This is a genomic window from Ensifer sp. ENS06, from assembly GCF_014852205.1.
GTDB classification, from domain to species: Bacteria; Pseudomonadota; Alphaproteobacteria; order Rhizobiales; family Rhizobiaceae; genus Ensifer; species Ensifer adhaerens.
Genome location: NZ_JACVBC010000001.1, coordinates 1 through 25,144, shown reverse-complemented (window position 1 = coordinate 25,144; position 25,144 = coordinate 1). Strand labels below are relative to the sequence as shown.

The following is a 25,144-nucleotide window of genomic DNA, read 5'->3' as shown; positions in this document are numbered from 1 at the left end:
GCAGCTCCTAGCCCTTGTCCATCGCGTCGAGGGTCGCGGCCAGTCGCTTGTCCTCGTTGAAGTAGCGCGCGCGATCCCAGAAGTGCGGCCGGCCGATGCCGGTCGACATGTGGCGGCCGATGATCCGCCCGCCGGCGTCTTCGCCATCGATCTCGTAGCGCATCAGGTCCTGGGTGATGATCACGTCGCCTTCCATGCCCACCACCTCGGTGATGTGGGTGATGCGGCGGGAACCATCGCGAAGGCGGGACGCCTGGATGATCACGTCCACCGATCCGGCGATGATCTCGCGCACGGTCTTTGCCGGCAGCGTATAACCGCCAAGCGCGATCATAGATTCCATGCGGCTCAGGCATTCGCGCGGCGTGTTGGCGTGGATGGTTCCCATCGAGCCGTCATGGCCGGTGTTCATCGCCTGCAACAGGTCGAAGACTTCCGGGCCGCGCACTTCGCCGACGATGATGCGTTCGGGGCGCATGCGCAGGCAGTTCTTGATGAGATCGCGCATGGTGATCTCGCCTTCGCCTTCGATGTTCGGTGGGCGGGTTTCGAGGCGCACGACATGCGGCTGCTGCAATTGGAGTTCGGCCGTGTCTTCGCAGGTGATCACGCGCTCATCCGTGTCGATATAGCGTGTCAGGCAATTGAGAAGCGTCGTCTTGCCCGAGCCCGTGCCGCCCGAAATGACGATGTTGCAGCGGACGCGACCGATAATCTGCAGGAGAACGGCGCCCTCTGGCGTTATCGAGCCGAAGCGAACCAGCTGCTCGAGCGTCAGCTTGTCTTTCTTGAACTTGCGGATGGTCAGCGCCGTGCCGTCGATGGCGAGCGGTGGGGCAATGACGTTGACGCGGGACCCGTCCGGCAGGCGGGCGTCGCAGATCGGGCTCGATTCGTCGACGCGGCGGCCGACCTGGCCGACGATGCGCTGGCAGATCGAAAGAAGCTGCGCGTTGTCGCGGAAGCGGATTTCCGATTCCTGCACTTTACCGGCAACTTCGATGAAGGTCTGGCCTGCACCGTTGACCATGATGTCGGCGATGTCGTCGCGGGCAAGCAGCGGTTCGAGCGGACCGTACCCCAGAACGTCGTTGCAGATATCGTCGAGCAATTCCTCCTGCTCGGAGATCGACATCGCGAAGTTCTTGATCGTGATGATGTCGTTGACGATATCGCGGATTTCCTCGCGCGCGCTCTCCGTATCGAGCTTGGCGAGCTGCGACAGATCGATCGTGTCGATCAGCGCGGAGAAGACCTGCGATTTCGTGTCGTAGTAGTCTTCCGTCCGCGCCTGCCGCCGTCTTGCCGGCGGGGCTGGCGTCGGCGACCTGGCACCAGCGGAGGGCGTATCGGCGAGAACCGGCACGGCGCGCTCGACCACCGGCGCTTGCACCGCAGCCACGATCGGCGGAGGGGCGGAAACCGGGGTGCCGCCGCCTTTGCCGAAGCCTTCGTTTCCGCGCTTGCCAAACATCTGCGTAATCCTACGTCCTATTTCCTGCCGAGCGCTGCAAGCATCTTGCCGAGGCCGCCGCGCCGGGCCTTCTTCATCGTCACGCGGCCGGTCAGAAGATGTGCGAGCTGCGAGAAGGTTTCAGCGGCCGGCGCTTTCTTGTCGATTTCGGCGATCATCCGCCCGCTGTTCGAAGCGTTACCAAACAGAGCCGCGTCGAAGGGAATGATGGCCGCGGCTTCGATTTCCAGCGAATCGCAGAACTCGTTGGCGGCAATCTCCGGCCGCTTCGGCATGCCGACCTGGTTCAGCACCAGGTGGGGGGCCTTGTCGTTGGGGCGCAGCCTCTTCAGGGCGTCGAGCAGGTTCTTGGTGTTGCGCAGGCTGGCAAGATCGGGGATCGCCGTGATCACCACCTCGTCGGCTTCGCCGAGCACGGACCGTGTCCAGTCCGTCCACAGGTGCGGAATGTCGAGAACGGAAACGGGGGCGCTGCGCTGCAGGATCTCGAGGATCGGGTGAAAAGCCCCGGTCTCGAAGTCATAAGCGCGGTCGAGCATCGAAGGTGCCGCCAGAAGCGACAGGTGCTCGGAGCACTTGGTCAGCAGACGATCGAGAAATACCTCGTCCAGGCGCTCCGGCGCAAAGACCGCCTCTGCAATGCCCTGCGGCGGATCCTGGTCGAAATCGATGTTGGCGGTGCCATAGGGCAAGTCGAGATCGGCGAGAATCGTTTCGGTCGAAAACAGGCTGGAGATGCCCCAGGCGCAATTGTGTGCGATCACGGACGATCCGCAGCCGCCCTTCGCACCGATGAAGGCGATGCTTCGCCCCAAGGGTTCGGCATCCGGGTCGACGAAGATCGCCGAAACGGCAGTGAGAATGTCCGGCATCGAAACCGGCGCGACCATGTATTCGGAAATGCCGTTGCGGATGAGTTCGCGGTAGAGCCCGATATCGTTGTGCTTGCCGACGAGGATCACCTTGGTGCTGGGATCACAGACTTCCGCCAGCGGCGCCAGTTCGGTCAGCAGCGACCGAGGTTCCGTCGCCGTCTCGAGAATGATCAGGTTGGGCGTCGATACGGTCGCGAACATGTTGGCGGCGGCATCGATGCTGCCGCTGTTGATGCGCAGGCTAACCTTCGCCATGCGCCGATCCTGGCCGCACCGCTCCATCAGCCGCAACATCGCGTTGCTCTCGCAAAACGCGTGGATCGAAATCCGCGGCAACGGACGAACCTGCTCCAGATCGCTCATACGCGCATCGAAGGACGGGTCGTCCCCCTCGGTGCCAGTCTCGATCCTGTAATCGATGGTACTCATCTTTTCATCCAGCCGATATCAGTTGAAGGTGATGACCGTGCCGTCCTTCTTCTCGGTTCCACGCCAATCCGTGATCACCTGGCCGCGTTGCTCGGCGTCGATCGGCGACATCTGACGCGGACCGAGGAGGTCCGTCGGGTTGGCAAGCTGGGCCGCCAGGTTCGATTGCGAGGCGCAACCGAAGTTGTAATAGTTCTTGTTTTCCAAGGTGTTGAGGTTCAGGTCTTCCGGCCAGGTGCCGCAAGGTCCCGTCTGTGCCGTGATCGCCACATAGCTCAGACGGATAGGGGCCGCGTCGCCATAGGGTCCGGCGTCGTAGCTCGTCTCCAGCAACCTCTTGGCCGGTACGCCTGCATTCACCAGCACGCCGCGGATTTCCCGGCGCATCGCCTGGGCGGCGTGGCTGTTGGCAGCGCCCCGCGGCATCATGATCTGCACGACGCCGCTTGCCGAGTTGCGATAGTCGGCCGCAAAACCGGCGACGACATCGCGCGTACCCTGAGTAAGACGGCGATCGCCCGAGGCGATCGGGATGTCGATGACGCGTTCCCCCTCGGCGAGCACAATCGGATGCCGGGTGCGGTAGTCATCGGGGATGGAGCCAGTCGCGAGATTGTCCCTCGTGCCGCAACCGGCAAGCAGGGCACCGGCCAGCACCAGGACGGCTGCCCGGCTCGTGCGACGGATGAATGTTCCGGACGGACCTGAGGACATGGCGTTCGGCCTTTCGGAATTCACGTGGAAATCGGTTCGAAGCGTCATGACCCAGCCTATTTGTAGATGAAGCCAACGTTGCCGTGATAACGGCCTGCCGGAGCGACCGCTTCCGGCCGTCCGTAAATGCGGTTCACGCGGCCGAGGAAGTAGCTGTCGAGATCGTTGGCCGGATTGAAGTTGTCGTCAGGCCGGGAGATCGCGCTTCTGGCAACCGGACGGACCAGATAGGGTGTGGCGATGATGACCAGTTCGGTCTCGTTGCGCACGAAGTCCTTGCTGCGGAACAGCGTGCCGAGGACCGGGATCTTCGAAGCGCCCGGCAGGCCAGACATCGCCTGGCGAATGTTGTCCTGAACCAGGCCGGCGATCACGATCGAACCACCGGACGGCAGTTCGACGCTGGTCGATGCCTCGCGCTTGCGGATGCCGAGGAAGGTGTTGCCAGGGATCGCGTTCCTGCCGTTGCCGGTGACGACGGATCCCTCGTAGGTAGGCTCGGAGACGTTCGTCTCGATCTTCAGGCTGATGCGCCCTGGGCCGAGGACGACCGGCTTGAAGTTCAGGCGGATACCGTATTCGACATCGTTGACTTCGCGTGTAACCTTTTCCTCGCCGGTCTTGTCATCAATCGTGACTTCCTGGGTTCCGGGCAGGCGAAACTCGCCGCCGACGTAGAACTTGGCTTCTTGGCCCGAAATCGCCGTCAGGCTTGGCTCAGCCAGCGTCCGCATGACGCCAGCCTGCTCCATCGCGTTAATGTAGCTGGAAATCACTGTGCCGCCGACCGTCTTGTTGATGATCGCGTTCACGCCGACGCCGACCGCATCGCCGAGGTTGGCCGGATTTCGGAAAGCAATCCCGCTTTCGCCGTCGCCAACACGGCCGTTGAAGCCGAGCTGTTTCAGCACCTGGCGGCTGACCTCGGCCACGGTGACCTTGAGATTGACCTGGTCGTCGCCATCGATAGTCAGGAGATTGACGATCTGCGACACCTGGCGGTCTTCGGCGAAAATATCGGCGTCACCATTGTTGCCCTGGGCCGTGATGTTGCGCGTGGTCGCCTCACCGCCCTGAAGAAAGGCCTTGGCAAGGTCGACGGCACGGGTGGAATCGAGCGGTGTGCGCACGGTGCCGGTCAGCACGATGTTGTCCGAGACGATCTCGACATTGATATCGGCGTCCGGAATGAAGCGGCGCAGGTTGGACTGAAGGCTGGAGACGTCGCGCTCGACCTCGATGTCGAGGGAGACGATCTCCTCGCCATTGGGACCGAAGACGAAGATGTTGGTCTGGCCGACGGACTTGCCGAAGAGGTAGATGCGCCGCGACGTACGGGTCACGGCGTCGGCGAGAGACGGGTCGGCAACGAGGATATCATGCGCGTCTGCAGGCAAATCGACGACTACGGCCTTGTTCAAACCGAGGCTGACCTTCTTCTTCACGCCGGGGCCGCTTTCGACGATGCGGACGACCGAGGACGCGCCGGCAAACGCTTCCGTCGGCGCCGGCAGATACATGCCGGTAACCGCCAGGCAGAATGATAGGCCGGCTGCGACAGACGCCCGAAATTTGTTTCCGCTCCGTTTCACCTTATGCCCCGTTCTCACCTGGTTCCTGCTCGTGTCTGTCATTGCTGCGTCTGGCCGACCGTTCCATCGCCCTTGACGATGGAGCCGGACTTGATGACCTGAATGTTCGGTTGGCCGTCGCCGCTCAGCAGATAGTCCGCGGCGTCCGTGTCAGACTCCTGCGCGTCGGCGACGCTTCGGAGCGCCAGCGAAATACGTTCCGCCATCTGCTGCGCGACCGTCATCACCTTCGACTGGTCGGGCGTAAGTTCCAGCGTGGCCGTGGTTCCAACCACCGCCTTGGTGCCGTCATCCTTTTCCTCGACCTGTTGGTCGATCGCGAGCACACGGACATTGCTGAGCACGGTTTCGGTCAGGTAGAGTTCGCCGTCACCCTTGCGCACCATGATCACGTCGACGCGGTCGTTCGGCAGGATGAAGCCACCGGCACCGGTTGCGACCGTGATTTCGGTCGCAACGGCGCGCTTGCCCGCCGGCAGCAGCGACGACATGATGCGGCTGGACGAATCTGCCACCTTTTCGTGGCGCACGGGTTCGCCGTTGAAGATCGGCAGACGCACGACCGCGCCGCTCAGATCATCGATCGCGGTCGGCTGATTTTCTTCGGTAATGATGCCATCGACCACGCCGTCCTTCGGCCAGGCCATCCATTGGATGCTGTCGCCGCCCAGTCGCGATCCGACGGGCAGGCTCTTGCTGGCGACAAGCACATTGACGGTGGGGGCACGCTCGACGACCGGTTCAGCCATCTGTGGCGCAGGCGCGCCCGTCAGCCTCATCGCCAAAAGACCGGCCATCGCAGCCGAGAGAACGGCCACTGCCAGTATGATGATGCGAACCGGTTTCATGATTGTTTCCGAGCCCCGAAAAAATGCCAGGCTCAGATTGATCAGGAATTGGTGTAATTATGGTTAACGGATTACTTATGAGCGCAGTTAACAAAAGCTGACCAGTCAGCTCAAATGCCTCTCAAGTGAGCCGCGCGAAGGCCGCCTTCATAAGCGGCGACGAGGGATAGGCGGCAAAGCCCCCAAGCGCGATCGCGATCCCGTAAGGAATTTTCTTGGCCGTGAGCAAAAGCTGCGGGAAAGGAATGCCGCTCGCAAGGATCGTATCCTCCTGCTGGCGCAACAAAAGCACCGCGAGAGTCAGCACGCCGCCGAAGATCGAGACATAGAGCAGGAAGGCCGTCAACGACGGCGTCAGGCCGAACCAGATGGCGCAGGCCGTCAGGAGCTTCGCGTCTCCGCCGCCCATCACGTTCGTCGCAAACAGGGCAAAACATGCGGTAAAGACTGCAGCGGCCGCGAGCAGATGCAGGCCGATCTCGGCGAGCCCCAAGCCGGACATTGGCGCCACCAGGAAGAAGGCACCAAGCAGGATCACCGAAACACGGTTCGGGATCGTCATCGTCAGCAGGTCGGAAAACGCCGCAAATCCCAGGCAAAAAGGGAAGACCACGAATATGCCAGCTTCAATCATGCTTCCTGCCTCCGAAGTGAGAGCAAACAATCTGCGATGCCTGCTGGCTTCCAGATAACAATAGAGCCGCCTTTTGGGGGCGGCTCCATTACAGGTTCTTGCGAAACCTGTTCGTCAGAGCTTGCCGGACGTGCTCGTCGTGATCTTGCCACCGATCCCGTTGAACGTGGAATCTAGCGAGTTCCCGAGCGTGCTTGCACCAGCAATCAGGGCGACGGAAATGAGAGCCGCGATCAGGCCATATTCAATGGCAGTCGCGCCGGTTTCATCCCGAAGCAGGCGATGGAAAATCTTCGTCATGCGAATTTCTCCTCGCTTGCTTTCCCGATTAGAGCTTGCCAGCCGTGGTGCTGGTCAGCTTGCCGCCGAGGCCGTTGAACGTGCTGTTCAGCGAGTTGCCGAGGGTCGTTGCGCCTGCGATCAGGGCAACGGAGATGAGCGCGGCAATGAGGCCATACTCGATGGCGGTCGCGCCGGACTCGTCCTTCATCAGACGGGCAAAAATCTTCTTCATGATGATTCTCCTACTTCACGTTTGTTGTTCAGCACTTCCGCCAACTGTTGCCGTTGATCGGATGAACCCCAAACTAGTCCTGGCGCATTGCCATCGACTTAAAGAAGGCGGTTACCTGAAGGTTAACGAAGCATCCCTGATTTTTGGGTAAACGAACAGAAAACGGCGAAGCCTCCGCAAAGCCTCGATAGGACCGACTTAACGGTTCGTTCACCAAGACCAGTGAGTATGGCGTAAACACCACCTAGGGACCCGCCATGACCACGCCATTCGCGACCGGCCGAGCCGCCATTTTCGCATACGCGATCGCCGCCCTCGCCCCCTCGGTTGCCGCCGCGGCCGAAAGCGACATGATGCGTGTGTATATGGATCATGCGCGCGTATTGAAGCTCGATCGCCCGGTCAGCAAGGTCATCATCGGCAATGCCGAGGTGGCGGACGCGACGGTTGCGGACGCCCGTACGATCGTCATTACGGGGCGCAACTTCGGAACCACCAACTTGGTCATCCTCGATCAGGACGGAAACGCCATCGTCGACGAGCGGATCCTGGTGTCGATCGACGAAGGCAACACCGTGCGCGTCTATAAACAGACGTCCCGCACCGTGCTCTCCTGCACACCAAATTGTGAGCGCCACGCGGAGCGCAAAACCACAGGTAGCACCAATTGATTTTTATGGGTTCGAAGCGCGTGGTTCGTTAAAATGCGCACCATCCCTGAGAACGAAATATCAATGGTTGCTCCATAATCTGCCGCCCGTCTGGCGTAACATGATGGGACGGCGCAATGAACATCGAGCAGGCAACATGGCGGCCGAGCGGGGCCGAAAAAAGGCGAAAAGGCATTTTCAGCCGTTTCCTTCGCAACCGCAAAGGCACGACGAGTATCGAGTTCGCCATTCTCGCGCTTCCCTTCTTCGTGGTGATCTTCGCCTCGCTCGAAACCTTCGCCGCCTTCTACGGCGACCAGCTCCTGGCGAATGCGACGGAGACGATGGCGCGCAAGGTCCGCACCGGTCAGATCACCTTCCAGCAGGGTAAACAGACCGACATGAGCGAGGCTCAGTTCCGCCAGGCGTTCTGCGACGAAATCTCGGTCCTGATGAAGTGCTCGGCCACTGAAGCCGGCCTACCCTCGCAATTCTATCTGGACGTCAGGGCGGTCAGTGATCTCAGCAAGTTTCCCGTGCTGATCCCGCGGAAGGCCGATTCCACCGACATCGACACGGCCGACTTCAAGTTTGCTCCTGGCGGCCCCGGCTCCTTCAACGTGGTTCGCGCCTATTATCGCTGGAGCGTCTTCACGGACCTCGTCAGGCCGTTCATCACCAACCTGCGGCCCGCCGGCTCAAGCATGCCGAAGGACTATCTCATGGTGGCGACCGCCACCTTCCGCAACGAGAGCGAGTGAGGCGCCCCCGATGCCGTATTCCGCGTTAGAAATCCTGCGCCTCAAGCCAGTCACCAAGGCCCTTGGTGCGCTGCGGCGCGACAGAAGCGGCGTCGGTGCGGTCGAATTCGCGATCGTCGCCCCGCTGCTGGTGATGGCCTATCTCGGCGCCTTCGAACTCTCGGTCGGTTTTACAGTTGCCGGCAAGACCGCGCGCGCCGCAAGCGCTACGGCCGACGTCGTCGCGCAGCAGACGGAGGTCAACAAGGCCTTCCTCGCCAACGTGCCGAACATCGCAAAGAGCATCCTGGCGCCCTACGGAAATGCCAACTACACGCTGAAGATCAGCGGCATCGCGGTCACGAACACCAATGAGGGCACGATCCTGTGGTCGCGCGATCAGGCAGGCGGCACGCCCTATGCCGTCAATACGAAGGTCTCCCTGCCCGCCCAGTTCACAGCGACCAACTCCTTCGTCATTCGCACGGAACTGACCGTACCGCACGAACTCCTGCTCTATGCGCCCAACCTTCAGGCGACGGCAAAGACCATCGATCTCTCCAAGACGGCCTATTTCCACGCACGCCTCTCCCAGCCGATAAAATGCTCGGATTGCTGATCAGACAGACATGCGGCGCAATTGCATTGAGCAACGAGCGGCGCTATCCCTTCGAGATTGCGCGGGTGCCCTAGCGGGCGTACCTGCGCTTTTCCGGAGGTCTCGGGCCGCGATCGCCGCGCGCCCGCTGTAAGGTGCATCATGGCGCGTGCCTTTCTATTCGTTCTCGATTCCTTTGGCATAGGCGGAGCGCCGGACGCCGAAGCCTTCGGCGATCTCGGTGCCAACACGCTTGGCCATATCGCTGAGTTCTGCGCTATCGGCGCTGCCGACCGGCCCGGATTGCGCGAGGGCCCGCTCAGCCTGCCGAACATGTCCGCGCTTGGCCTGATCCACGCGGCAAAGCTTGCGACCGGCACCATTCCCCAGGGCATGCCGCTGCCCAATCGCGTCTATGGCGCCTATGGTGCGGCGAGCGAAGTATCGCGCGGCAAGGACACGCCTTCCGGTCATTGGGAAATCGCCGGGACCCCCGTCATGTTCGACTGGGGCTACTTCTCCGCCGAAGGCGACGCCTTTCCGCCGGAGCTCGTCGAAGCGATCTGCCGCGAGGCCAACATTCCCGGCATTCTCGGCAACTGCCACGCCTCCGGCACCGACATCATCGTCCGCCACGGGGAGGAGCACATGCGCAGTGGCAAGCCGATCTGCTACACTTCGTCGGACTCGGTCTTCCAGATCGCAGCGCACGAGCAGAGTTTTGGCCTCGACCGCCTGCTCGAGCTTTGCCAGATCGTTCGCCGCCTGCTCGACGACTACAATATCGGCCGCGTCATCGCCCGCCCCTTCGTCGGCGCGAGCCCGCAGACTTTTGTGCGCACCGGCAACCGGCGCGACTTTTCGGTGTTGCCACCGGAGCCGACCATCCTCGACCGGCTGGTGGAGGCCGAGCGCTCGGTTCACGCCATCGGGAAGATCGGCGACATCTTCGCCCATCAGGGCGTGACCAAGCTGACCAAGGCCGATGGCAACATGGCGCTCTTCGATGCCAGCATTGCAGCCATAGACGAGGCCGAGGACGGAAGCCTGGTCTTCACCAACTTCGTCGATTTCGACATGCTCTACGGGCATCGTCGCGACGTTGCCGGCTATGCGGCTGCCCTCGAGGCCTTCGACGCGCGCCTGCCCGATCTCGACCGTCGCCTGCAGCCGGGCGACATCGTCATCCTGACGGCCGACCATGGCTGCGACCCGACCTGGCGCGGTACCGACCATACGCGCGAGCGCGTGCCGGTGCTGATGTTCGGGCCGTCCCTGCGCAGCCGCTCGCTTGGCATTGCCAATACCTTCACGCATATCGGCGAAACCGTCGCCAAGCATCTCGGCATCGCGCCGGGCCACCATGGGAGAAGCCTAATTTGACCGCACATCTGAAGAAGGCGGAACTGCATTGCCACATCGAGGGTGCGACGCCGCCCGAACTGGCTTTGGCCCAGGCCGAGAAATATGGCGTCGACACCAGCGCAATCATCCGCGACAAGGCCTATGTCTGGGAAGACTTCACCAGCTTCGTGAAATGCTACGACGCCATCGCCTCGCTGTTTAAGACCGAGGAAGACTACGCGCTGCTCGCGGAAGCCTATCTGACCGAACTTGCCGAAGCCGGAACGATCTATAGCGAAATCATCGTTTCGCCCGACCACGGCAACACGATCGGCCTGGGTGCCCACGCCTATCTCGAAGGTCTTGCCGCCGGCATGGAAGCGGCCCGGCAGAAGACCGGCATCGAATCGCGCATGCTGATCACGGGCATCCGCCATCTCGGCCCGGAATCGGTGATCAAGACGGCCGAATTCGCCGCCAGGCACGAACACAAGCTCGTCACCGGCTTCAACCTTGCCGGCGAAGAGCGCATGCATAAGGTCGCCGACTTCGCGCGCGCCTTCGATATCGTACGCGATGCCGGCCTCGGGCTGACGATCCATGCGGGCGAGCTCTCGGGCGCCTTCAGCGTTCGCGACGCGCTCGACCACCTGCGCCCGTCGCGCATCAGCCACGGTGTGCGGGCGATCGAAGACGCGGATCTGGTTCGGCGCCTCGCCGATGAGGGTGTGGTGCTTGAGGTCTGCCCCGGCTCCAACATCTCGCTTCAGGTCTTCCCCGATTTCGCGTCGCATCCGCTGCGGGCCCTGCACGAGGCCGACGTGCGCGTCACGCTCAATTCCGACGACCCGCCGTTCTTCCACACTTCGCTCGCCCAGGAATACGACATCGCCTCCGCGGTGATGGGCTTCAGCGACGATGAGATCAACGGCATGACCAGGACCGCGATCGAAGCCGCCTTTGTCGACGAGGCGACGCGCCAGCGGTTGCTGACGCGGATCTAGGGGTACAGGTCGCGATTTGCCGGCTGGGGATGACGGTCTCCGGTCGGCCAATACCCTTGCGGCGACGGCGCATTCCATGGAAAAAGGACGGATACAAAAAATCCGGAAAGGTGAGCCATGAACGGCGTTACAGTGATCGATCATCCGCTTGTGCAGCACAAGCTGACCATCATGCGCAAGAAGGAGACCTCGACTGCGGGTTTCCGCCGGCTTCTCCGTGAGATCTCGACGCTGCTCTGCTACGAGGTGACGCGCGATCTCGAGCTGACGATGGAGCGCATCGAAACGCCGCTGCAGGAAATCGACTCGCCGGTCCTCGAAGGCAAGAAGCTTGTCTTCGCCTCGATCCTGCGCGCCGGCAACGGGCTGCTGGAAGGCATGCTCGAACTGGTGCCTTCGGCCCGCGTCTCCCATATCGGCGTCTATCGCGACCACGAGACGCTGGAGGCGGTGGAATACTACTTCAAGGCACCGGAGAGCCTGTCAGAGCGCCTGATCATCGTCGTCGATCCGATGCTTGCCACCGGCAATTCCTCGATCGCGGCGATCGACAAGCTGAAAGAGCGCGGCGCCAAGAACATGCGCTTCCTCTGCCTGCTCGCCGCTCCTGAAGGCATCCGCAATTTCCAGAGCGCGCACCCGGACGTGCCGATCTTCACCGCCTCGATCGACAGCCACCTGAACGAACTCGGCTACATCATGCCCGGTCTGGGTGACGCCGGCGACCGCATGTACGGCACCAAGTGATTTTCAGATCCTTAACCAGGATCTGAAATCGATGAGAAAACCGCCGGATCCCGGCGGTTTTTTTATGTCGTCTTAGGCATCGTCGGCTCTACTTGCACGAGCATAAGTTAGATTGAGAGGTGATGTCCATGCTCGTCCGTTTGCTGACATTGGCCGGCGCTGCGGCAGTCGCGGCCATCTTGGTCCCGAACCTTGCGACCAGGTTTCTGTCCCACGCAGACAACGGGAAGACCACACAGGAAGCTGCAGCCCCGCCGACGACCACCGCGAAATACGCGATGGGGCGCAGCGTCGTGCTCGACGCCGACGACAGAGGCCATTTCATTGGCACCTTCCGCATCAATGGACGAACCGAACGCGGACTGGTCGATACTGGCGCCAGTGCGATCATTATCAACTTTTCAACCGCAAGGCGGCTCGGGATTTCGGCGAACACGCTCGACTTCGCCGCGGCACGTGTCAACACGGCCAATGGCATCGTCGGGGCAGCGCCGGCGGTCCTCAGCCGAATCGAGATCGGCGGCATATCGGTGCGCGACGTTCAGGCGCTGGTGCTTCCGGACAAGGCGCTCTCGGGGACTCTGATCGGCATGACCTTCCTGAACCGGCTGTCCTCTTTCCGTGTCGAGGACGGCGATCTGCATCTCGTCAGGTGATTTTCGCGAGGATCGGGGACCTCGTCTCCGGCTCGACCTCATCGATCGTGTAGAGTGCCAAAAGGCGTCGCCGGGCCGCTTCCGCCGCCTCCTGGTCTGCCGCGTGAACGAAGGCGATGAGATCGCCCTTCTCGACCCGCGTTCCAAGCGGCTTCAGCGCATCGAAACCGACGCGGTGATCGATCCTGTCGTCTGGATGCGAACGCCCGCCGCCGAGCGCGATGACGGCCATGCCCAGTTCCCGCGTCTCGCAGGCGGCGAGATAGCCGGACTGCTCGGCTTCGACCGGCAGAATGACCGGCGCACGTCCGAGACAGGCGACCGAGCGCTCGATGAAATCCGCCGGTCCACCCAGCGCATGTACCATCTTCCCGAACCGTTCCATTGCCGCTCCGCTGCCAAGCACTTTGCGCGCCTGGGCTTCACCCTGTTCGGCATCGCCGGCAGCGCCGCCGGCCACCAACATTTCGGCGGCAAAGGCGAGCACGACCGTTTCAAGCCGCGTTCCCTTCTTCTCGCCTCGAAGGAAAGCCAGGCAATTGTCGATCTCCAGTGCATTGCCGGCCGCGTCTGCCAGGGGCTCGTTCATGTCGGTCAGGAGTGCGGAGGTGCGAACGCCGGCGCCATTGGCAACGTCGACCAACGAGCGCGCCAGGATCTCGGCCTCACGCGCATCGCTCATGAAGGAGCCGTTGCCGAGCTTGACGTCCAGCACCAGCGACTGAAGGCCGGCCGCGAGCTTCTTCGACAGAATCGAGGCCGTGATCAGCGGTACCGAATCGACGGTCGCAGTGACATCGCGAATCGCATAGAGGCGCTTGTCGGCAGGCGCGAGATTAGCGGTCTGGCCGATAATCGCGCAACCGATCTCGTCGACCGTCCTGCGGAACACACTCGCCGACGGCTGGATATCATAGCCAGGTATCGATTCGAGCTTGTCGAGTGTGCCGCCGGTGTGCCCGAGGCCGCGCCCTGATATCATCGGCACGGCGAGCCCGCAGGCGGCAACGATCGGCGCCAGCATCAGCGAGACGTTGTCGCCGACACCGCCGGTCGAATGTTTGTCGGCTATGGGTCGTTTAATGGTGCTCCAGTCGAGTGTTTCGCCGCTATCGCGCATCGCCAATGTCAGCGCGACGGTCTCCTCGCGGCTCATGCCGGAGAACCAGATCGCCATGGCGAAGGCGGCGACCTGCCCTTCGGAGATCGAACCATTCGACAGGCCGCGAACGAAATCCGCGATCTCGGCCGGGGCGAGGTGCTCGCCGTTGCGTTTGCGCCTGATGGTTTCCTGCGGAAGCATCGTCACCCGCACACCGCGTCGGCCGCGATCATGTCGGCGAGAATCGCGGCAAGCCGCTTGCCGCCGATCGGCGCCATGTCCTTCGTCTCGTGATGGCTGATCTCACCACCGGTCATGCCGGCGCCGAAATTGGTGATCACAGAGGCGGCAACGACGCGGAGGCCGAAGAAGCGCGCGAGGATGACTTCCGGAACCGTGGACATGCCGACCGCATCGGCGCCGAGGATGCGCGCCATGCGGATCTCCGCCGGCGTTTCGAAGCTCGGTCCGGAGAACCACATGTAGACGCCGGCGAGAAGCGGAATGCCGAGGCGCTCGGCGCTCTCCTGCATTCTTTCCGCAAGCTCGGCATCATAGGCATTGGTCATGCCGACGAAGCGATCGTCGCTGTCGACGCCGATCAGCGGGTTGAAGCCCGAATAGTTGATGTGGTCGGATATCCGCATCACCGATCCCGGCGGCAGATCATCCCGCAGCGATCCGGCGGAATTGGTCAGCACCAGGCATTCGATGCCGAGCGCCTTCAGGGTTTCGAGCGGGACGCGCATCGCATTGGCGTCGCCCTGCTCGTAGTAGTGGACCCGACCAGACAGCATGACAACAGGCACGCCCGAGAGCGTTCCGGCCACAAGTTCGCCGGCATGGCCGGAGACGCTGCTGACCGGGAACCCGGGGATTTCGGCGTAGGAGAGGCGCAACGTCTCGTCCAAAGCCTCGACCAGAGAACCGAGGCCAGAGCCGAGCACGATGCCATAGCGTGGAGAGAGGTCCCCGAGCCTGGCTTTCAACAGTTCAGCGGCCGCGGTCATCCGAGAATCTCGGTCTCGAAGCTGTGCGGCAGCAGGTCCGACAGTGCCAGGGTCTTTTTCACGCCGGTCTCGTCGCACAGGAAGATGCGCGTGCTGGCGCCGGAAAACTCCGCCAGCCGCTGGCGGCAGCCGCCGCAGGGCGGGCAGAGCGCCAGCTTCTCGGCAATGACGGCGACTTCCATGATCTTGCGCTGACCGGCCATGACCATATGGCTGATCGCGGTGGTTTCGGCGCACCAGCCCTCGGGGAAGGACAGGTTCTCGATGTTAGCGCCGGTATAGATCTTGCCGTCCTCGGCGCGGATCGCCGCGCCGACCGGAAACTTGGAGTAGGGCGCATGCGCCTTGGCCATTGCGTCACGCGCGGCTTCGAACAGTTCCTTTTCCATGGTTCTAGCGCTCCTTGACATAGGGGACGCCGCCGGCCTTCGGCGGAATGGCCTTGCCGATGAAACCGGCAAGCAGGATTACGGTGAGGATATAGGGCAGCGCCTGCATCAGCTGCACCGGCACCTGGCCGATCAGCGGCAGCGGATTGCCCTGCAGGCGGATGGCGAGCGCATCGAGGAAGCCGAAAAGCAGGCAGGCGAGCATGATGTTGAATGGCCGCCACTTGGCGAAGATCAACGCTGCCAGCGCGATATAACCCTTACCGGCGGTCATGCCCTTGACGAAGCCGGCGGTCATGGCCAGCGACAGATAGGCACCGGCAAAGCCGCAGAGAATGCCGCAGCAGATGACGGCGCGATAGCGCATCCAGATCACCGAAATACCGGCTGTGTCGACCGCGCCCGGGTTCTCGCCGACCGCGCGCAGACGCAGCCCGAAGCGGGTGCGGTAGAGGATCCACCAGCTGATCGGCACCATGGCAAAGGCGACATAGGTCAGGATGAAATGCCCGGAAAGCAGGTCCGAATAGATCGGACCGAGGATCGGGATTTCGCGGATGCTGTCGGCATAGGGGAAGGTGATCGTCTGGAAGCGCGCACCTTCGCCGAGTGCCGGCGTGCGGCCACCCTGGCGGAACCAGGCCTCGCCAAGGATGACGGTCGAGCCGGCGACGATGAAGTTGATCGCGACACCCGAGACGATCTGGTTGCCGCGCTGGGTGATCGACGCATAGCCGTGCACCAGCGACAGCGCGATCGAGATCAGGATGGCGGCGAGCAGCCCCATCCAGACCGACTGGGTGACGGCCGCAACAGCGCCGGCGGCAAAGGCAGCACCAAGCATCTTGCCTTCAAGGCCGATGTCGAAGATGCCGGCGCGCTCGGTGAACAGCCCTGCCAGCGCTGCGAAGATCAGCGGGACGGATACGCGGATGGTGGACTCGAGGAGCACCACGATGACGTGGAAGAAATCCATGGCTTCAAGCTCCCTTGGTCTGTGCCACGACGGCCGCACGGCGGCTCTGCATCGCAAACAGCCGGGCGATCGCCGGCCTGAACATGTTTTCGAGTGCACCGGCAAAGAGAATGACGAGACCCTGGATGATCACGATCATGTCGCGCGAGATCGACGGCATTTCGAAGGAGATTTCGGCTCCGCCCTGGTAAAGCATGCCGAAGAGAATGGCGGCCGGGATGATGCCGGCCGGATGCGAGCGGCCCATCAGCGCCACGGCGATGCCGACGAAGCCTGCGCCCTGCACGAAGTCGAGCTGCATGCGCCCCTGCTCGCCCATGATCGGATTGAGCGCCATCATGCCGGCAAGCGCACCGGATATCATCATGGTGATGACGGTGATGCGGCTTTCGCTCATGCCGGCGTAGCGCGCGGCCGAAGGGCTGTGGCCCATGGTGCGCATTTCATAGCCGAGCTTGGTGCGCCAGATCAGAAGCCAGACGCAGAAGGCCGCGACGAGCGCCAGCAGGAACGAGACGTTGAACGGCGCCGTGCCGATATCCAGCCCGAAGATCGCGAGCAGCCAATCGAGCTTGGGCAGTTGCCCGCCTTCGGCGAAGGTGCGCGTCTGCGGCGACATCGATCCGAGCGGCTTCAGCACCCGCGTCAACAGGTAGACCATCAGGCTCGAGGCGATGAAGTTGAACATGATCGTCGTGATGACGATGTGGCTGCCGCGCTTGGCCTGCAGCCAGCCGGGCAGGAAGGCCCAGGCGGCGCCGAAGAAGGCGGACCCGAGGATCGCCAGCGGGAACACCACGAACCACGGCATCGTCTGGTCGAGCCAGAGGCAGGCAAGCGCCACGCCGATACCGCCGACATAGGCCTGGCCTTCGCCGCCGATGTTGAAGAGGCCGGCATGGAAGGCGACTGCGACGGCAAGACCGGTGAAGATGAAGGTGGTGGCGTAGTACAGCGTGAAGCCGAGATATTCGCCGCGGCCGAAGGCGCCGTTGATCAGGTGATAGGCCGCTTCCAATGGATTTTCACCGACGAGCAACACGACGAGACCGGCGACGAGGAAGGCAACAGCGAGGTTGACCAGCGGGACGAGGCCGTATTCGACCCAACCCGGAAGCTTAGCATAGGGGGTGCTCATTCTGCGGCCTCCTTGCGGCCTTCAACGCCGGCCATCAGCAGGCCGAGTTCGCCCTCGGTCGCATCCGGATCGCGCTCGCCGACGACACGGCCGGCAAACATGACGAGGATACGGTCCGACAGGGCGCGGATTTCATCGAGCTCGACGGACACCAACAGGACAGCCATGCCCTGGTCGCGCATCTCGATGATCCGTCTATGGATAAATTCGATGGCGCCGACATCGACGCCGCGCGTCGGCTGGCCGATGATCAGCACATCGGGCCCGCGCTCCATTTCACGCGCCAGCACGATCTTCTGCTGGTTGCCGCCGGAGAAATTGGCGGTCTTCAGCCGCGGATTCGGCGGGCGGATATCGTATTCGGCGATGCGCTGCTCTGCGTCCTTGCGGATCGCATCGACGTTCAGGAAGACGCCGTTGAGGTAACGCTTGTCGTGATGATAGCCGAGGATCGCGTTTTCGCATTCCTCGAACTTCAGCACGAGACCGACATGGTGGCGGTCTTCCGGCACGTGGGCGAGACCACGATTGCGCAGTTCGGAGGGGTCGGCGCGGCCGGTAACGTCGATGGGCTTACCGTTGAGAAGCACGGAGCCCGACACGGCGCGACGAATGCCCGAAATCGCTTCGAGCAGCTCGGATTGGCCGTTGCCGGCAACTCCGGCAATGCCGACGATCTCACCCGCCCTCAGGTTGAAGGAGACGTTGTCAACCATGGTGACACCGCGGCCGTCCTTGACCGTCAGCCCCTCGACCGCGAGCTTCACCTCGCCGGGCTTGGCCTCGCCCTTTTCGACACGCAGCAAGACGCGACGCCCGACCATGAGTTCGGCAAGCTCTTCGACCGAGGTTTCAGCCGTCGTGCGCGTTGCTACCATCTCGCCGCGGCGCATGACCGACACCTCGTCGGTGATCGCCATGATCTCGCGCAGCTTGTGGGTGATGAGGATGACGGTCTTGCCCTGGTTCTTCAGCTGTTCGAGCACCCGGAAGAGATGGTCGGCCTCAGCCGGCGTCAAGACGCCGGTCGGCTCGTCGAGGATCAGGATATCGGCCCGGCGATAAAGTGCTTTCAGGATCTCGACGCGCTGCTGCAGGCCAACGGGCAGTTCCTCGATGACGGCATCCGGATCGACTTCTAGCGCATATTCGCGCTCCAGCCGCTTCAGCTCGACGCGCGCCTTGGCAATACCTTTGTTGAGGATCTGGCTGTCCTCGGCGCCGAGCATGATGTTTTCGAGCACCGTGAAGTTCTCGACCAGCATGAAATGCTGGTGGACCATGCCGATGCCGGCGGCGATCGCCGCATTCGGATCGCGGATCGCTACGGGTTTTCCGTCGACGAGGATTTCACCGCTATCGGCCTGATAGAAGCCGTAGAGGATCGACATCAGGGTCGATTTTCCCGCACCGTTTTCGCCGATGATGCCGTGGATCGTCCCTTTGCGGACTTTTAGATTGATGTTCTTGTTGGCGTGGACCGGACCGAAACTCTTGTCGATCCCACGCAGTTCGATGGCAATATTGTCCATATTGGCCTTGCGATCCCCAAACTGGCCCGCTTCGGCATTCTTCCCAGAAACCGTGCCGGCGATTTTTTTACCATTTGGTCTAAGTTTATCATCGATTTTTCGGGGCGAAAGCCCTCAACCGTGATCTCCTTATACTCTCATCAGATCGCTGGTGAGAGTCCAGCGTGAATATACACAGGCACTTGGACGCGAAAAACCGGCGACAACGGGTGCCGCCGGTCCTTCATCTTGGGATTATTTGGTGGTTCTCAGACGGCTCGCACGGGCCGAAGCAGCCTGAGGGCATTCATCGTGACGAGAACGGTCGCACCGGTGTCGGCGAGGATCGCCGGCCAAAGGCCGGTAACGCCGATGATCGTCGTCACCAGGAAGACCGCCTTCAGGCCAAGCGCAATCGTGATGTTCTGAACGATGTTGCGCATCGTCGATCGGGAGAGCCGGATCATCGCCGCGACGTCGCCGACACGGCCGTGCAACACCGCCGCGTCCGCCGTTTCCAGCGCCACATCGGTGCCGCCGCCCATGGCGATACCGATGTCGGCCGCGGCCAGCGCCGGCGCGTCGTTGATGCCGTCACCGATCTTGGCGACGTTGAAGCCTTCCGCCTTCAGTTCGCGCACGATACGTTGCTTGTCCTCGGGCAGGAGTTCCGCACGGACCTCCATGCCGAACTGGCGGCCGATCGCTTCGGCCGTGCGGCGGTTGTCGCCCGTCAGCATGACGACGCGGAGGCCGGCGTCCGTGAGCGCCTTCACACCCGCGGCCGCATCCGGCCGAGGCTCGTCACGCATGGCAATGGCACCGGCCATCACGCCACCGGCGACCAGCACAGAAACGGTTTTGCCCTCATCGTTGAGAGCGGCGACGCGCGCCTTTTCGTCGGCCGTCATCGGCGTCCGCTCGGCTGCGGCCTTCGGCGAACCGAAGAACAGCGCGATGCCTTCGACGGTGCCTTCCAGCCCCTTGCCGCCCACCGCATTCACAGTGGCGATATTGGGGATCGCAACGCCATCAGCCGTGCTGCGCTCCAGGATGGCCCGGGCAAGCGGGTGGCTCGATCCCTGCTCCAGTGCTGCGGCAAGACGCAGGACCTCCGCCTCCGACCGGCCGAAGCCGACGATGTCCGTCACCTTCGGCTTGCCTTCGGTCAGCGTTCCGGTTTTGTCGAAGGCGGCGGCCGTGACCTTGCCGACATTCTCAAGCACAGCGCCGCCCTTCATCAGCAAACCACGACGGGCGCCGGCCGAAAGGCTGGCGGCGATCGCTGCCGGTGTCGAGATGACCAGCGCGCAGGGGCAGCCGATCAGGAGGATGGCAAGACCCTTGTAGATCCACTCGTCCCAGGAGCCGCCGGAGAGAAGCGGCGGCAGCACCGCCACAAGCGCCGCGACGACGACGACACCCGGCGTGTAGTAGCGCGAGAAGCGGTCGATAAAACGCTCGGTCGGCGCCTTGCTTTCCTGGGCTTCCTCGACCATGCGGACGATGCGCGCAATGGTGTTGTCGGCAGCGGCGGCCGTGACCCGCACGCGGAGCGCGCCGGAGCCATTGACGGTGCCCGCAACCACGGTGTCGTCGACTTCCTTGCGCACCGGCGTGCTTTCGCCGGTGACCGGCGCTTCGTCGACGGCACTTTCGCCGGAGAGAATGACTCCGTCAGCCGGAATGCGGTCGCCGGGGCGAACGAGAATGACGGCGCCCACGCTCAGCGTTTCGGCCGGAACCTCATCCAGCCGCCCATCGCGCTCGACGAAGGCGGATTTCGGAACGAGCGCCGTCAGCGACTGGATGCTGGCGCGCGCCTTGCCGGCGGCCACGCCCTCCAGCAGTTCACCGACCAGGAAGAGCAGGACGACCATTGCCGCCTCTTCCGTCGCGCCGATGAAGACCGCGCCGATCGCGGCGATCGTCATCAGCATCTCGATCGAAAACGGCGTGCCCATGGTCGCAGCGACAAAGGCGCGCCGCGCAATCGGCAACAGGCCGACGAGCATGGCGAGGGTAAAGATCCAGGGCTCGGTCGCCGGGAGCGTCTTGCCGACCGCATAGGCGGCAATCAGCGCCAGGCCGCTGGCAATCGTCAGCTTGCCCTTGCCCGACTTCCACCAGGGACCGCTCGTCGGGCCGTGGTCATGACCGTGAAGGCCCATCGCTGCCGCGGCTGTCTCGCCCTTCTGGCTGGCGTTACCCTCGTGATGATGGGCGTGCTCATCGTGTCGATGACCATGACCATGGTCATGGTCATGACTGTGATCGCCGTGATCGTGGTCGTGGTTATGGTCATGATCGTGTCCGGAACAGACATGCGCCGCTTTCCGCTCCGACGCCTGGCCTGCCTGGATCGGATGCAAACGATAGCCGAGCTTTCCGACCCTGCTCACAATCGACGTCGCAAGATCGTTTTCGTCGGCAAACTTGACCGACATGGTGCCCGCCGATACAGAGACCGATACGTCCTCGACGCCCGACAGCCGGCGCACCGCCGTATCGATCTTGGACGCGCAGGACGCGCAATCCATGCCTTCGACGCGATAACGGGCTTCCCGAATAGTGCTCGCCATAACCTGCTCCTTGCAAATTCTGAAGCAAGGCTACGACCTCTAGCAACTAGAGCTACAAGGCCAAATTGCTGCGTGATTGCAGATTTTTTGGCGAATTATCGCGACAGGAAGCGGATGACCCAGTCGGCAATGCCCCGATAGGGCGGTTTCACCAGGTCGCTCGGCGCCGGATCGAGTTTCCTCAGCACCGGCATCGCCTTGGAGAAGGTCAGGAACCCGTCGCGCCCGTGATAGTGGCCTATGCCGCTGGCGCCGACGCCGCCGAAAGGCAGGTCGTTGCAGCCGAACTGGTAGAGCGTGTCGTTGACGCAGACCCCGCCGGCGACGATGCGTGACAGGACGGCCTCGATTTCAACGTTATCGCGACTGAAGCAATAAAGTGCCAACGGGCGGTCGCGATCGCGCACATAGGCGATGGCTTCGTCGATGGAAGCGTAACTGACGATGGGAAGGATGGGCCCAAAAATCTCCTCGCCCATGACGGCGCTGTCGTGGTCCGGATCAAGCACGAGCGTCGGCAGCAGGACGCGTTCCCGCGCTATCGCGTCTGCTGCCCCTTCGAGAAGGGAAACCACCGGATGACCGCGCGCCTCGGCATCCGCAATGAGCCGCTTCAGGCGCTCGTACTGGGCGTCGTTGATGATCGACGTGTAATCGTCGAGACCACGCTTCGACCGATAGCGCGCCACAGCCTCCCGTTTGAGCTGCTCCACGAAAGCATCCCGCCTGCTCTCATGGATCAGCACATAGTCGGGCGCGATACAGGTCTGCCCGGCGTTGAAGAACTTTCCGGTCGCGATGCGCGCAGCAGCCTTGGCGAGGTCTGCGGCTTCGCCGACGATCGCCGGCGATTTGCCGCCGAGCTCCAGCGTGACAGGTGTCAGGTTCTGCGCGGCCGCCGCCATCACCTTGCGGCCGACGGCGGTCGAGCCGGTGAAGAACAAGTGATCGAAGGGAAGGGCGGAGAAGGCTGCCGAAAGCTCGGCGGCCCCCAGGGCAACAGCCACCCGTGTCTCGGGAAAGACTTCGGCAAGCAGCGAGCGAAGGAATTCCGCGGTGCGCGGCGTGTGTTCGGACGGCTTCAGGTACACGTGGTTACCGGCCGCGATCGCCGCCACCAAGGGGGCAAGCGCCAGGTTGACCGGGTAGTTCCACGGCGAAATGATACCGACGACACCGAGCGGCACGAAGCGCACTTCGGCCTTCGCCGGCCATAGCTTCCAACCGGCCTTGCGTCGTTCCGGCCGAACCCAGTGTTTGAGCTTCGCCAGCGTGTGGTCGATCTCCGAGAGTACGACACCCCCTTCGCCAAGCAACGTCTCATGCCGGGCGCGATGACCAAAATCCTCTTCGATCGCCTCGCACATCTCCTCCATGCGGTCGCGCAGGCGGTCCCTGAGCCGGCTCAGGTCCGCACGGCGTTGTTCGACGGACGGCCGGTTGTCGCGCCAGGTCGTGCGTAGCCCGTCGAAAGTGGCATGGAGACCTGCGGGGTTGTCAGTGGCTATGGTCATCGGTCGAGCGGGCAAAGAACCATTGGGCTGCGTAGTAGGTGCCAAGCACCCAGAGCGCGTTGAAGGGGATCGCGAAGCGGAAGCGGCCATAGGCGAGTATGCTGTCACTGATCAGGAACAACAGGCCGCCATAGGCGGCGAGCCGTGCCGCCGTTGCCCGGGGCGTTCCCGAAAGCTGTCGGGCGCGGGAAATGGCCTGAGCCGCCATTGCTCCAAGCGCCAGGGCGTAGATGATGACGGGAATGCGCATTTCGTCAGGAAGCGAGGTCCAGAGCCCACCGACAACGGCGAGCGCAACGAGGGCAAAGGCCGCGAAGATGCCTTTGCTTTCGGCAAACTTGGCATCACGGGTGAGTGCGTAAATATAGGTGCAATGGGTCAGCAGAAAGCAAACGAGGCCTGCCAGGAAATAATCACCCGGCAGCATAAGAAAGACATCGCCGGCCGCCGCGAAGACGAGACCGATAGCAACGGCCCAGGCATAGGCGCTGGGTGTTTCAGAGATCGTTCGCAACACCACGACGAGAAGCAGCAGCGTCGCCGTCGGCTTCGTCAGATAATGCAGCCAGCGCCAGGGAGAATCGTCGGGGGCGGCAAGCAGGCTGCCGAGGATCGCCAAAGCGGCGCAGACGAAAAAGAGCACGTGGACGGGCCGGCTTCGGTGAACGTCCAAGGTTCCCTGATAACTCATGTCGCGCCACTCCCGCCCTAAGGCCGCGTTTCGACTCTGTTCCGGTCACGGCGATAGTTTCTATTTTTGCGCGATTGTCCAGCGGGGGCGCGCGGGCATATCGAGCAACACTACACTCCTGACGGACTATTGCGGACATCGCTCCGCTGGTGAACCGTCCGAAGCGCGGCAGGATTGCCCTTTCGCCGGCGGCTGGCTCATAGTGCGTTCCATGATCGCCCATTCCGCCAACGGGCCACAGCCAAGATCGGCCCCCGAACTCTTGCTGCTGCACGCATTGCCGCTCGACAGTTCCATGTGGGCGGAGCAGATGCATCTGCTGCCAGGCGCAACCCATGCCCCGACCCTCTATTCTTCGGGAGAGACGATTGACGCATGGGCGCGGGCCGCACTCAAACCGCTGAAGGGCGACAATATCATCGTGGTCGGCTGTTCCGTCGGCGGATCATGCGCGCTCGAGGTCGCGACCATCGCACCGCAACGGGTCTCGGCGCTGGTGCTGATCGGCACGAAGGCCAGGCATCATCCCGAACCGACTTTCCATGCCTCTGCGCTCAGGCTGATTGACGAAGAAGGCCTGGAGGCTGCCTGGTACTCCTATTGGGCGCCGCTGTTTTCCCGCACCGCCAGCACGGCAACGGTCGACCGGGCGAAGGAAATGGCGTTACGATCCTCGGCGGCGGAGATAGCAAGGGGCGTTACCGTGTTTCATACGCGGCCGAGCCGGGATCACCGCCTCTCGACGTTTCCGGGGCCGATCACGATCGTGTCCGGAGCGGACGACGTCGCTCCGGGGCCTAGCGCGAGCGCCTTGCAGGCCGCAGCCGCGATCGACGGCCGTTTGCACGTCCTCCCGGCTTGCGGCCATTATGTCCCACTGGAGCGTGCGTTTGCGCTGAATGCCATCCTGGCGGACGTGATCAGATCTCAGGAAGTCGCCTAAATTGGACGCTTGCGGCTTAGCAGGGGAATGCTTTCGGCGGTTCAAACGTCAAAAAGCCCGCTGGATTTCTCCATGCGGGCTTTTTTTGATTTGGTTGCGGGGGCAGGATTTGAACCTGCGGCCTTCAGGTTATGAGCCTGACGAGCTACCGGGCTGCTCCACCCCGCGCCATCGCGGTAAACCGCTTTGCGGTTTATCCGCTTATTCCGGGTTTTGCCGGAGGCAAAATCCCGTTGTTTGTCTGTTCCGAGCTTAGCAAAACAAAAGGGCCGCTTGAGGGCGGCCCGTGTTTCGGCTGGGCCGAGGCATGAAGAGAAGGTGATCTTTGTTTTCCGGATTTTATCTTGCGCTTTGCAGACCTGGCAGCGACCTACTCTCCCGCGTCTTAAGACGAAGTACCATCGGCGCTGGGGCGTTTCACGGCCGTGTTCGGAATGGGAACGGGTGCAGCCACCCCGCCAGAACCACC

25 protein-coding genes, 1 tRNA gene and 1 rRNA gene are annotated in these 25,144 nt (G+C 62.6%); 8 read left to right on the top strand and 19 right to left on the bottom strand.

Annotation, left to right across the window (positions count from 1 at the left end; all coding sequences use genetic code 11):
* Positions 1-7: 7 nt before the first annotated feature.
* The 8 genes from IB279_RS00135 to IB279_RS00100 form a co-directional block, all read right to left on the bottom strand.
* Positions 8-1,474, bottom strand: a complete 1,467-nt coding sequence (locus tag IB279_RS00135) for a CpaF family protein (RefSeq protein WP_162727380.1) — start codon at positions 1,472-1,474, stop codon at positions 8-10.
* A gap of 17 nt (positions 1,475-1,491) precedes the next feature.
* Positions 1,492-2,778, bottom strand: coding sequence for a CpaE family protein (locus IB279_RS00130; protein ID WP_060580521.1), 1,287 nt, complete (start codon positions 2,776-2,778; stop codon positions 1,492-1,494).
* Positions 2,779-2,796: 18 nt separating this feature from the next.
* Entirely contained in the window at positions 2,797-3,540 is a 744-nt protein-coding gene (locus IB279_RS00125; protein ID WP_375292939.1) for a CpaD family pilus assembly protein, read from the bottom strand.
* 8 nt (positions 3,541-3,548) lie between these two features.
* Positions 3,549-5,126, bottom strand: coding sequence for a type II and III secretion system protein family protein (locus IB279_RS00120; protein ID WP_112770719.1), 1,578 nt, complete (start codon positions 5,124-5,126; stop codon positions 3,549-3,551).
* Positions 5,123-5,932, bottom strand: a complete 810-nt coding sequence (cpaB, locus tag IB279_RS00115) for a Flp pilus assembly protein CpaB (protein ID WP_034805067.1) — start codon at positions 5,930-5,932, stop codon at positions 5,123-5,125. The genes IB279_RS00120 and cpaB overlap by 4 nt, the downstream gene beginning before the upstream one ends.
* A 121-nt stretch (positions 5,933-6,053) precedes the next feature.
* Positions 6,054-6,566, bottom strand: coding sequence for a prepilin peptidase (locus IB279_RS00110; RefSeq protein WP_112770720.1), 513 nt, complete (start codon positions 6,564-6,566; stop codon positions 6,054-6,056).
* A 114-nt stretch (positions 6,567-6,680) separates the two neighbouring features.
* Positions 6,681-6,866, bottom strand: coding sequence for a Flp family type IVb pilin (locus IB279_RS00105; protein ID WP_034805073.1), 186 nt, complete (start codon positions 6,864-6,866; stop codon positions 6,681-6,683).
* 28 nt (positions 6,867-6,894) lie between these two features.
* On the bottom strand, positions 6,895-7,080 hold the full coding sequence (locus tag IB279_RS00100) for a Flp family type IVb pilin (RefSeq protein WP_034805075.1): 186 nt from the start codon (positions 7,078-7,080) through the stop codon (positions 6,895-6,897).
* A gap of 257 nt (positions 7,081-7,337) precedes the next feature.
* On the opposite strand from IB279_RS00100, the gene IB279_RS00095 reads away from it, so the two are divergent.
* The 7 genes from IB279_RS00095 (at position 7,338) to IB279_RS00065 (ending at position 12,819) form a co-directional block, all read left to right on the top strand.
* On the top strand, positions 7,338-7,751 hold the full coding sequence (locus IB279_RS00095; RefSeq protein ID WP_060519409.1) for a pilus assembly protein N-terminal domain-containing protein: 414 nt from the start codon (positions 7,338-7,340) through the stop codon (positions 7,749-7,751).
* Between the two features lie 116 nt (positions 7,752-7,867).
* Complete coding sequence (locus tag IB279_RS00090; RefSeq protein ID WP_112770721.1) at positions 7,868-8,491, top strand: TadE/TadG family type IV pilus assembly protein; 624 nt, start codon at positions 7,868-7,870, stop codon at positions 8,489-8,491.
* 10 nt (positions 8,492-8,501) lie between these two features.
* A complete protein-coding gene (locus IB279_RS00085; RefSeq protein WP_112770722.1) occupies positions 8,502-9,089 on the top strand; it encodes a TadE/TadG family type IV pilus assembly protein in 588 nt (195 codons plus the stop codon).
* A gap of 141 nt (positions 9,090-9,230) precedes the next feature.
* On the top strand, positions 9,231-10,451 hold the full coding sequence (locus IB279_RS00080; RefSeq protein ID WP_112770723.1) for a phosphopentomutase: 1,221 nt from the start codon (positions 9,231-9,233) through the stop codon (positions 10,449-10,451).
* The gene (locus IB279_RS00075; RefSeq protein ID WP_112770724.1) at positions 10,448-11,416 is read left to right on the top strand and encodes an adenosine deaminase; all 969 of its coding nucleotides are present in this window, start codon (positions 10,448-10,450) and stop codon (positions 11,414-11,416) included. Before IB279_RS00080 ends, IB279_RS00075 begins: the two co-directional genes overlap by 4 nt.
* Before the next feature lie 117 nt (positions 11,417-11,533).
* Positions 11,534-12,163 carry a uracil phosphoribosyltransferase gene (gene upp, locus IB279_RS00070; protein ID WP_034805105.1) on the top strand — a complete coding sequence of 210 codons (630 nt, stop codon included), beginning with the start codon at positions 11,534-11,536 and terminating at the stop codon, positions 12,161-12,163.
* A gap of 128 nt (positions 12,164-12,291) precedes the next feature.
* Complete coding sequence (locus IB279_RS00065; protein ID WP_060609589.1) at positions 12,292-12,819, top strand: TIGR02281 family clan AA aspartic protease; 528 nt, start codon at positions 12,292-12,294, stop codon at positions 12,817-12,819.
* On the opposite strand, the gene deoA is transcribed toward IB279_RS00065, so the two are convergent.
* The 9 genes from deoA to IB279_RS00020 all read right to left on the bottom strand — a co-directional run bounded on the left by deoA (position 12,812) and on the right by IB279_RS00020 (position 23,732).
* On the bottom strand, positions 12,812-14,128 hold the full coding sequence (deoA, locus tag IB279_RS00060) for a thymidine phosphorylase (RefSeq protein WP_112770725.1): 1,317 nt from the start codon (positions 14,126-14,128) through the stop codon (positions 12,812-12,814). The two genes, IB279_RS00065 and deoA, sit on opposite strands and share 8 nt — an antisense overlap.
* Positions 14,125-14,931 (bottom strand): purine-nucleoside phosphorylase, encoded by an 807-nt coding sequence (locus IB279_RS00055; RefSeq protein ID WP_112770726.1) that lies wholly within the window; start codon positions 14,929-14,931, stop codon positions 14,125-14,127. Before IB279_RS00055 ends, deoA begins: the two co-directional genes overlap by 4 nt.
* Positions 14,928-15,320 (bottom strand): cytidine deaminase, encoded by a 393-nt coding sequence (locus IB279_RS00050; protein WP_034805117.1) that lies wholly within the window; start codon positions 15,318-15,320, stop codon positions 14,928-14,930. The genes IB279_RS00055 and IB279_RS00050 overlap by 4 nt, the downstream gene beginning before the upstream one ends.
* A gap of 4 nt (positions 15,321-15,324) precedes the next feature.
* A complete protein-coding gene (locus tag IB279_RS00045) occupies positions 15,325-16,296 on the bottom strand; it encodes an ABC transporter permease (protein ID WP_043622808.1) in 972 nt (323 codons plus the stop codon).
* Positions 16,297-16,300: 4 nt separating this feature from the next.
* The gene (locus IB279_RS00040; RefSeq protein WP_034805123.1) at positions 16,301-17,434 is read right to left on the bottom strand and encodes an ABC transporter permease; all 1,134 of its coding nucleotides are present in this window, start codon (positions 17,432-17,434) and stop codon (positions 16,301-16,303) included.
* On the bottom strand, positions 17,431-18,966 hold the full coding sequence (locus IB279_RS00035; protein ID WP_034805126.1) for an ABC transporter ATP-binding protein: 1,536 nt from the start codon (positions 18,964-18,966) through the stop codon (positions 17,431-17,433). Before IB279_RS00035 ends, IB279_RS00040 begins: the two co-directional genes overlap by 4 nt.
* Before the next feature lie 248 nt (positions 18,967-19,214).
* On the bottom strand, positions 19,215-21,527 hold the full coding sequence (locus tag IB279_RS00030) for a heavy metal translocating P-type ATPase (protein ID WP_112770727.1): 2,313 nt from the start codon (positions 21,525-21,527) through the stop codon (positions 19,215-19,217).
* A gap of 95 nt (positions 21,528-21,622) precedes the next feature.
* Complete coding sequence (locus tag IB279_RS00025; RefSeq protein WP_371589956.1) at positions 21,623-23,035, bottom strand: coniferyl aldehyde dehydrogenase; 1,413 nt, start codon at positions 23,033-23,035, stop codon at positions 21,623-21,625.
* Positions 23,025-23,732, bottom strand: coding sequence for a lysoplasmalogenase (locus IB279_RS00020; protein ID WP_034805132.1), 708 nt, complete (start codon positions 23,730-23,732; stop codon positions 23,025-23,027). The genes IB279_RS00025 and IB279_RS00020 overlap by 11 nt, the downstream gene beginning before the upstream one ends.
* A 262-nt stretch (positions 23,733-23,994) precedes the next feature.
* On the opposite strand from IB279_RS00020, the gene IB279_RS00015 reads away from it, so the two are divergent.
* Positions 23,995-24,675 carry an alpha/beta fold hydrolase gene (locus IB279_RS00015; protein WP_192338908.1) on the top strand — a complete coding sequence of 227 codons (681 nt, stop codon included), beginning with the start codon at positions 23,995-23,997 and terminating at the stop codon, positions 24,673-24,675.
* Positions 24,676-24,766: 91 nt separating this feature from the next.
* Here IB279_RS00015 and IB279_RS00010 read toward each other — a convergent pair.
* Positions 24,767-24,843: transfer RNA gene (locus IB279_RS00010), tRNA-Met, on the bottom strand.
* Between the two features lie 189 nt (positions 24,844-25,032).
* Positions 25,033-25,144 (bottom strand): 5S ribosomal RNA (rrf, locus tag IB279_RS00005); the annotation flags it as partial.

What these genes read in the sequence shown, in the direction of transcription:
- IB279_RS00135 (WP_162727380.1), bottom strand. Translation starts at nt 1,474, where the DNA reads ATGTTTGGCAAGCGCGGAAACGAAGGCTTCGGCAAAGGCGGCGGCACC.
- IB279_RS00130 (WP_060580521.1), bottom strand. Translation starts at nt 2,778, where the DNA reads ATGAGTACCATCGATTACAGGATCGAGACTGGCACCGAGGGGGACGAC.
- IB279_RS00125 (WP_375292939.1), bottom strand. Translation starts at nt 3,540, where the DNA reads ATGACGCTTCGAACCGATTTCCACGTGAATTCCGAAAGGCCGAACGCC.
- IB279_RS00120 (WP_112770719.1), bottom strand. Translation starts at nt 5,126, where the DNA reads ATGACAGACACGAGCAGGAACCAGGTGAGAACGGGGCATAAGGTGAAA.
- cpaB (WP_034805067.1), bottom strand. Translation starts at nt 5,932, where the DNA reads ATGAAACCGGTTCGCATCATCATACTGGCAGTGGCCGTTCTCTCGGCT.
- IB279_RS00110 (WP_112770720.1), bottom strand. Translation starts at nt 6,566, where the DNA reads ATGATTGAAGCTGGCATATTCGTGGTCTTCCCTTTTTGCCTGGGATTT.
- IB279_RS00105 (WP_034805073.1), bottom strand. Translation starts at nt 6,866, where the DNA reads ATGACGAAGATTTTCCATCGCCTGCTTCGGGATGAAACCGGCGCGACT.
- IB279_RS00100 (WP_034805075.1), bottom strand. Translation starts at nt 7,080, where the DNA reads ATGAAGAAGATTTTTGCCCGTCTGATGAAGGACGAGTCCGGCGCGACC.
- IB279_RS00095 (WP_060519409.1), top strand. Translation starts at nt 7,338, where the DNA reads ATGACCACGCCATTCGCGACCGGCCGAGCCGCCATTTTCGCATACGCG.
- IB279_RS00090 (WP_112770721.1), top strand. Translation starts at nt 7,868, where the DNA reads ATGAACATCGAGCAGGCAACATGGCGGCCGAGCGGGGCCGAAAAAAGG.
- IB279_RS00085 (WP_112770722.1), top strand. Translation starts at nt 8,502, where the DNA reads ATGCCGTATTCCGCGTTAGAAATCCTGCGCCTCAAGCCAGTCACCAAG.
- IB279_RS00080 (WP_112770723.1), top strand. Translation starts at nt 9,231, where the DNA reads ATGGCGCGTGCCTTTCTATTCGTTCTCGATTCCTTTGGCATAGGCGGA.
- upp (WP_034805105.1), top strand. Translation starts at nt 11,534, where the DNA reads ATGAACGGCGTTACAGTGATCGATCATCCGCTTGTGCAGCACAAGCTG.
- IB279_RS00065 (WP_060609589.1), top strand. Translation starts at nt 12,292, where the DNA reads ATGCTCGTCCGTTTGCTGACATTGGCCGGCGCTGCGGCAGTCGCGGCC.
- IB279_RS00055 (WP_112770726.1), bottom strand. Translation starts at nt 14,931, where the DNA reads ATGACCGCGGCCGCTGAACTGTTGAAAGCCAGGCTCGGGGACCTCTCT.
- IB279_RS00050 (WP_034805117.1), bottom strand. Translation starts at nt 15,320, where the DNA reads ATGGAAAAGGAACTGTTCGAAGCCGCGCGTGACGCAATGGCCAAGGCG.
- IB279_RS00045 (WP_043622808.1), bottom strand. Translation starts at nt 16,296, where the DNA reads ATGGATTTCTTCCACGTCATCGTGGTGCTCCTCGAGTCCACCATCCGC.
- IB279_RS00040 (WP_034805123.1), bottom strand. Translation starts at nt 17,434, where the DNA reads ATGAGCACCCCCTATGCTAAGCTTCCGGGTTGGGTCGAATACGGCCTC.
- IB279_RS00035 (WP_034805126.1), bottom strand. Translation starts at nt 18,966, where the DNA reads ATGGACAATATTGCCATCGAACTGCGTGGGATCGACAAGAGTTTCGGT.
- IB279_RS00030 (WP_112770727.1), bottom strand. Translation starts at nt 21,527, where the DNA reads ATGGCGAGCACTATTCGGGAAGCCCGTTATCGCGTCGAAGGCATGGAT.
- IB279_RS00020 (WP_034805132.1), bottom strand. Translation starts at nt 23,732, where the DNA reads ATGAGTTATCAGGGAACCTTGGACGTTCACCGAAGCCGGCCCGTCCAC.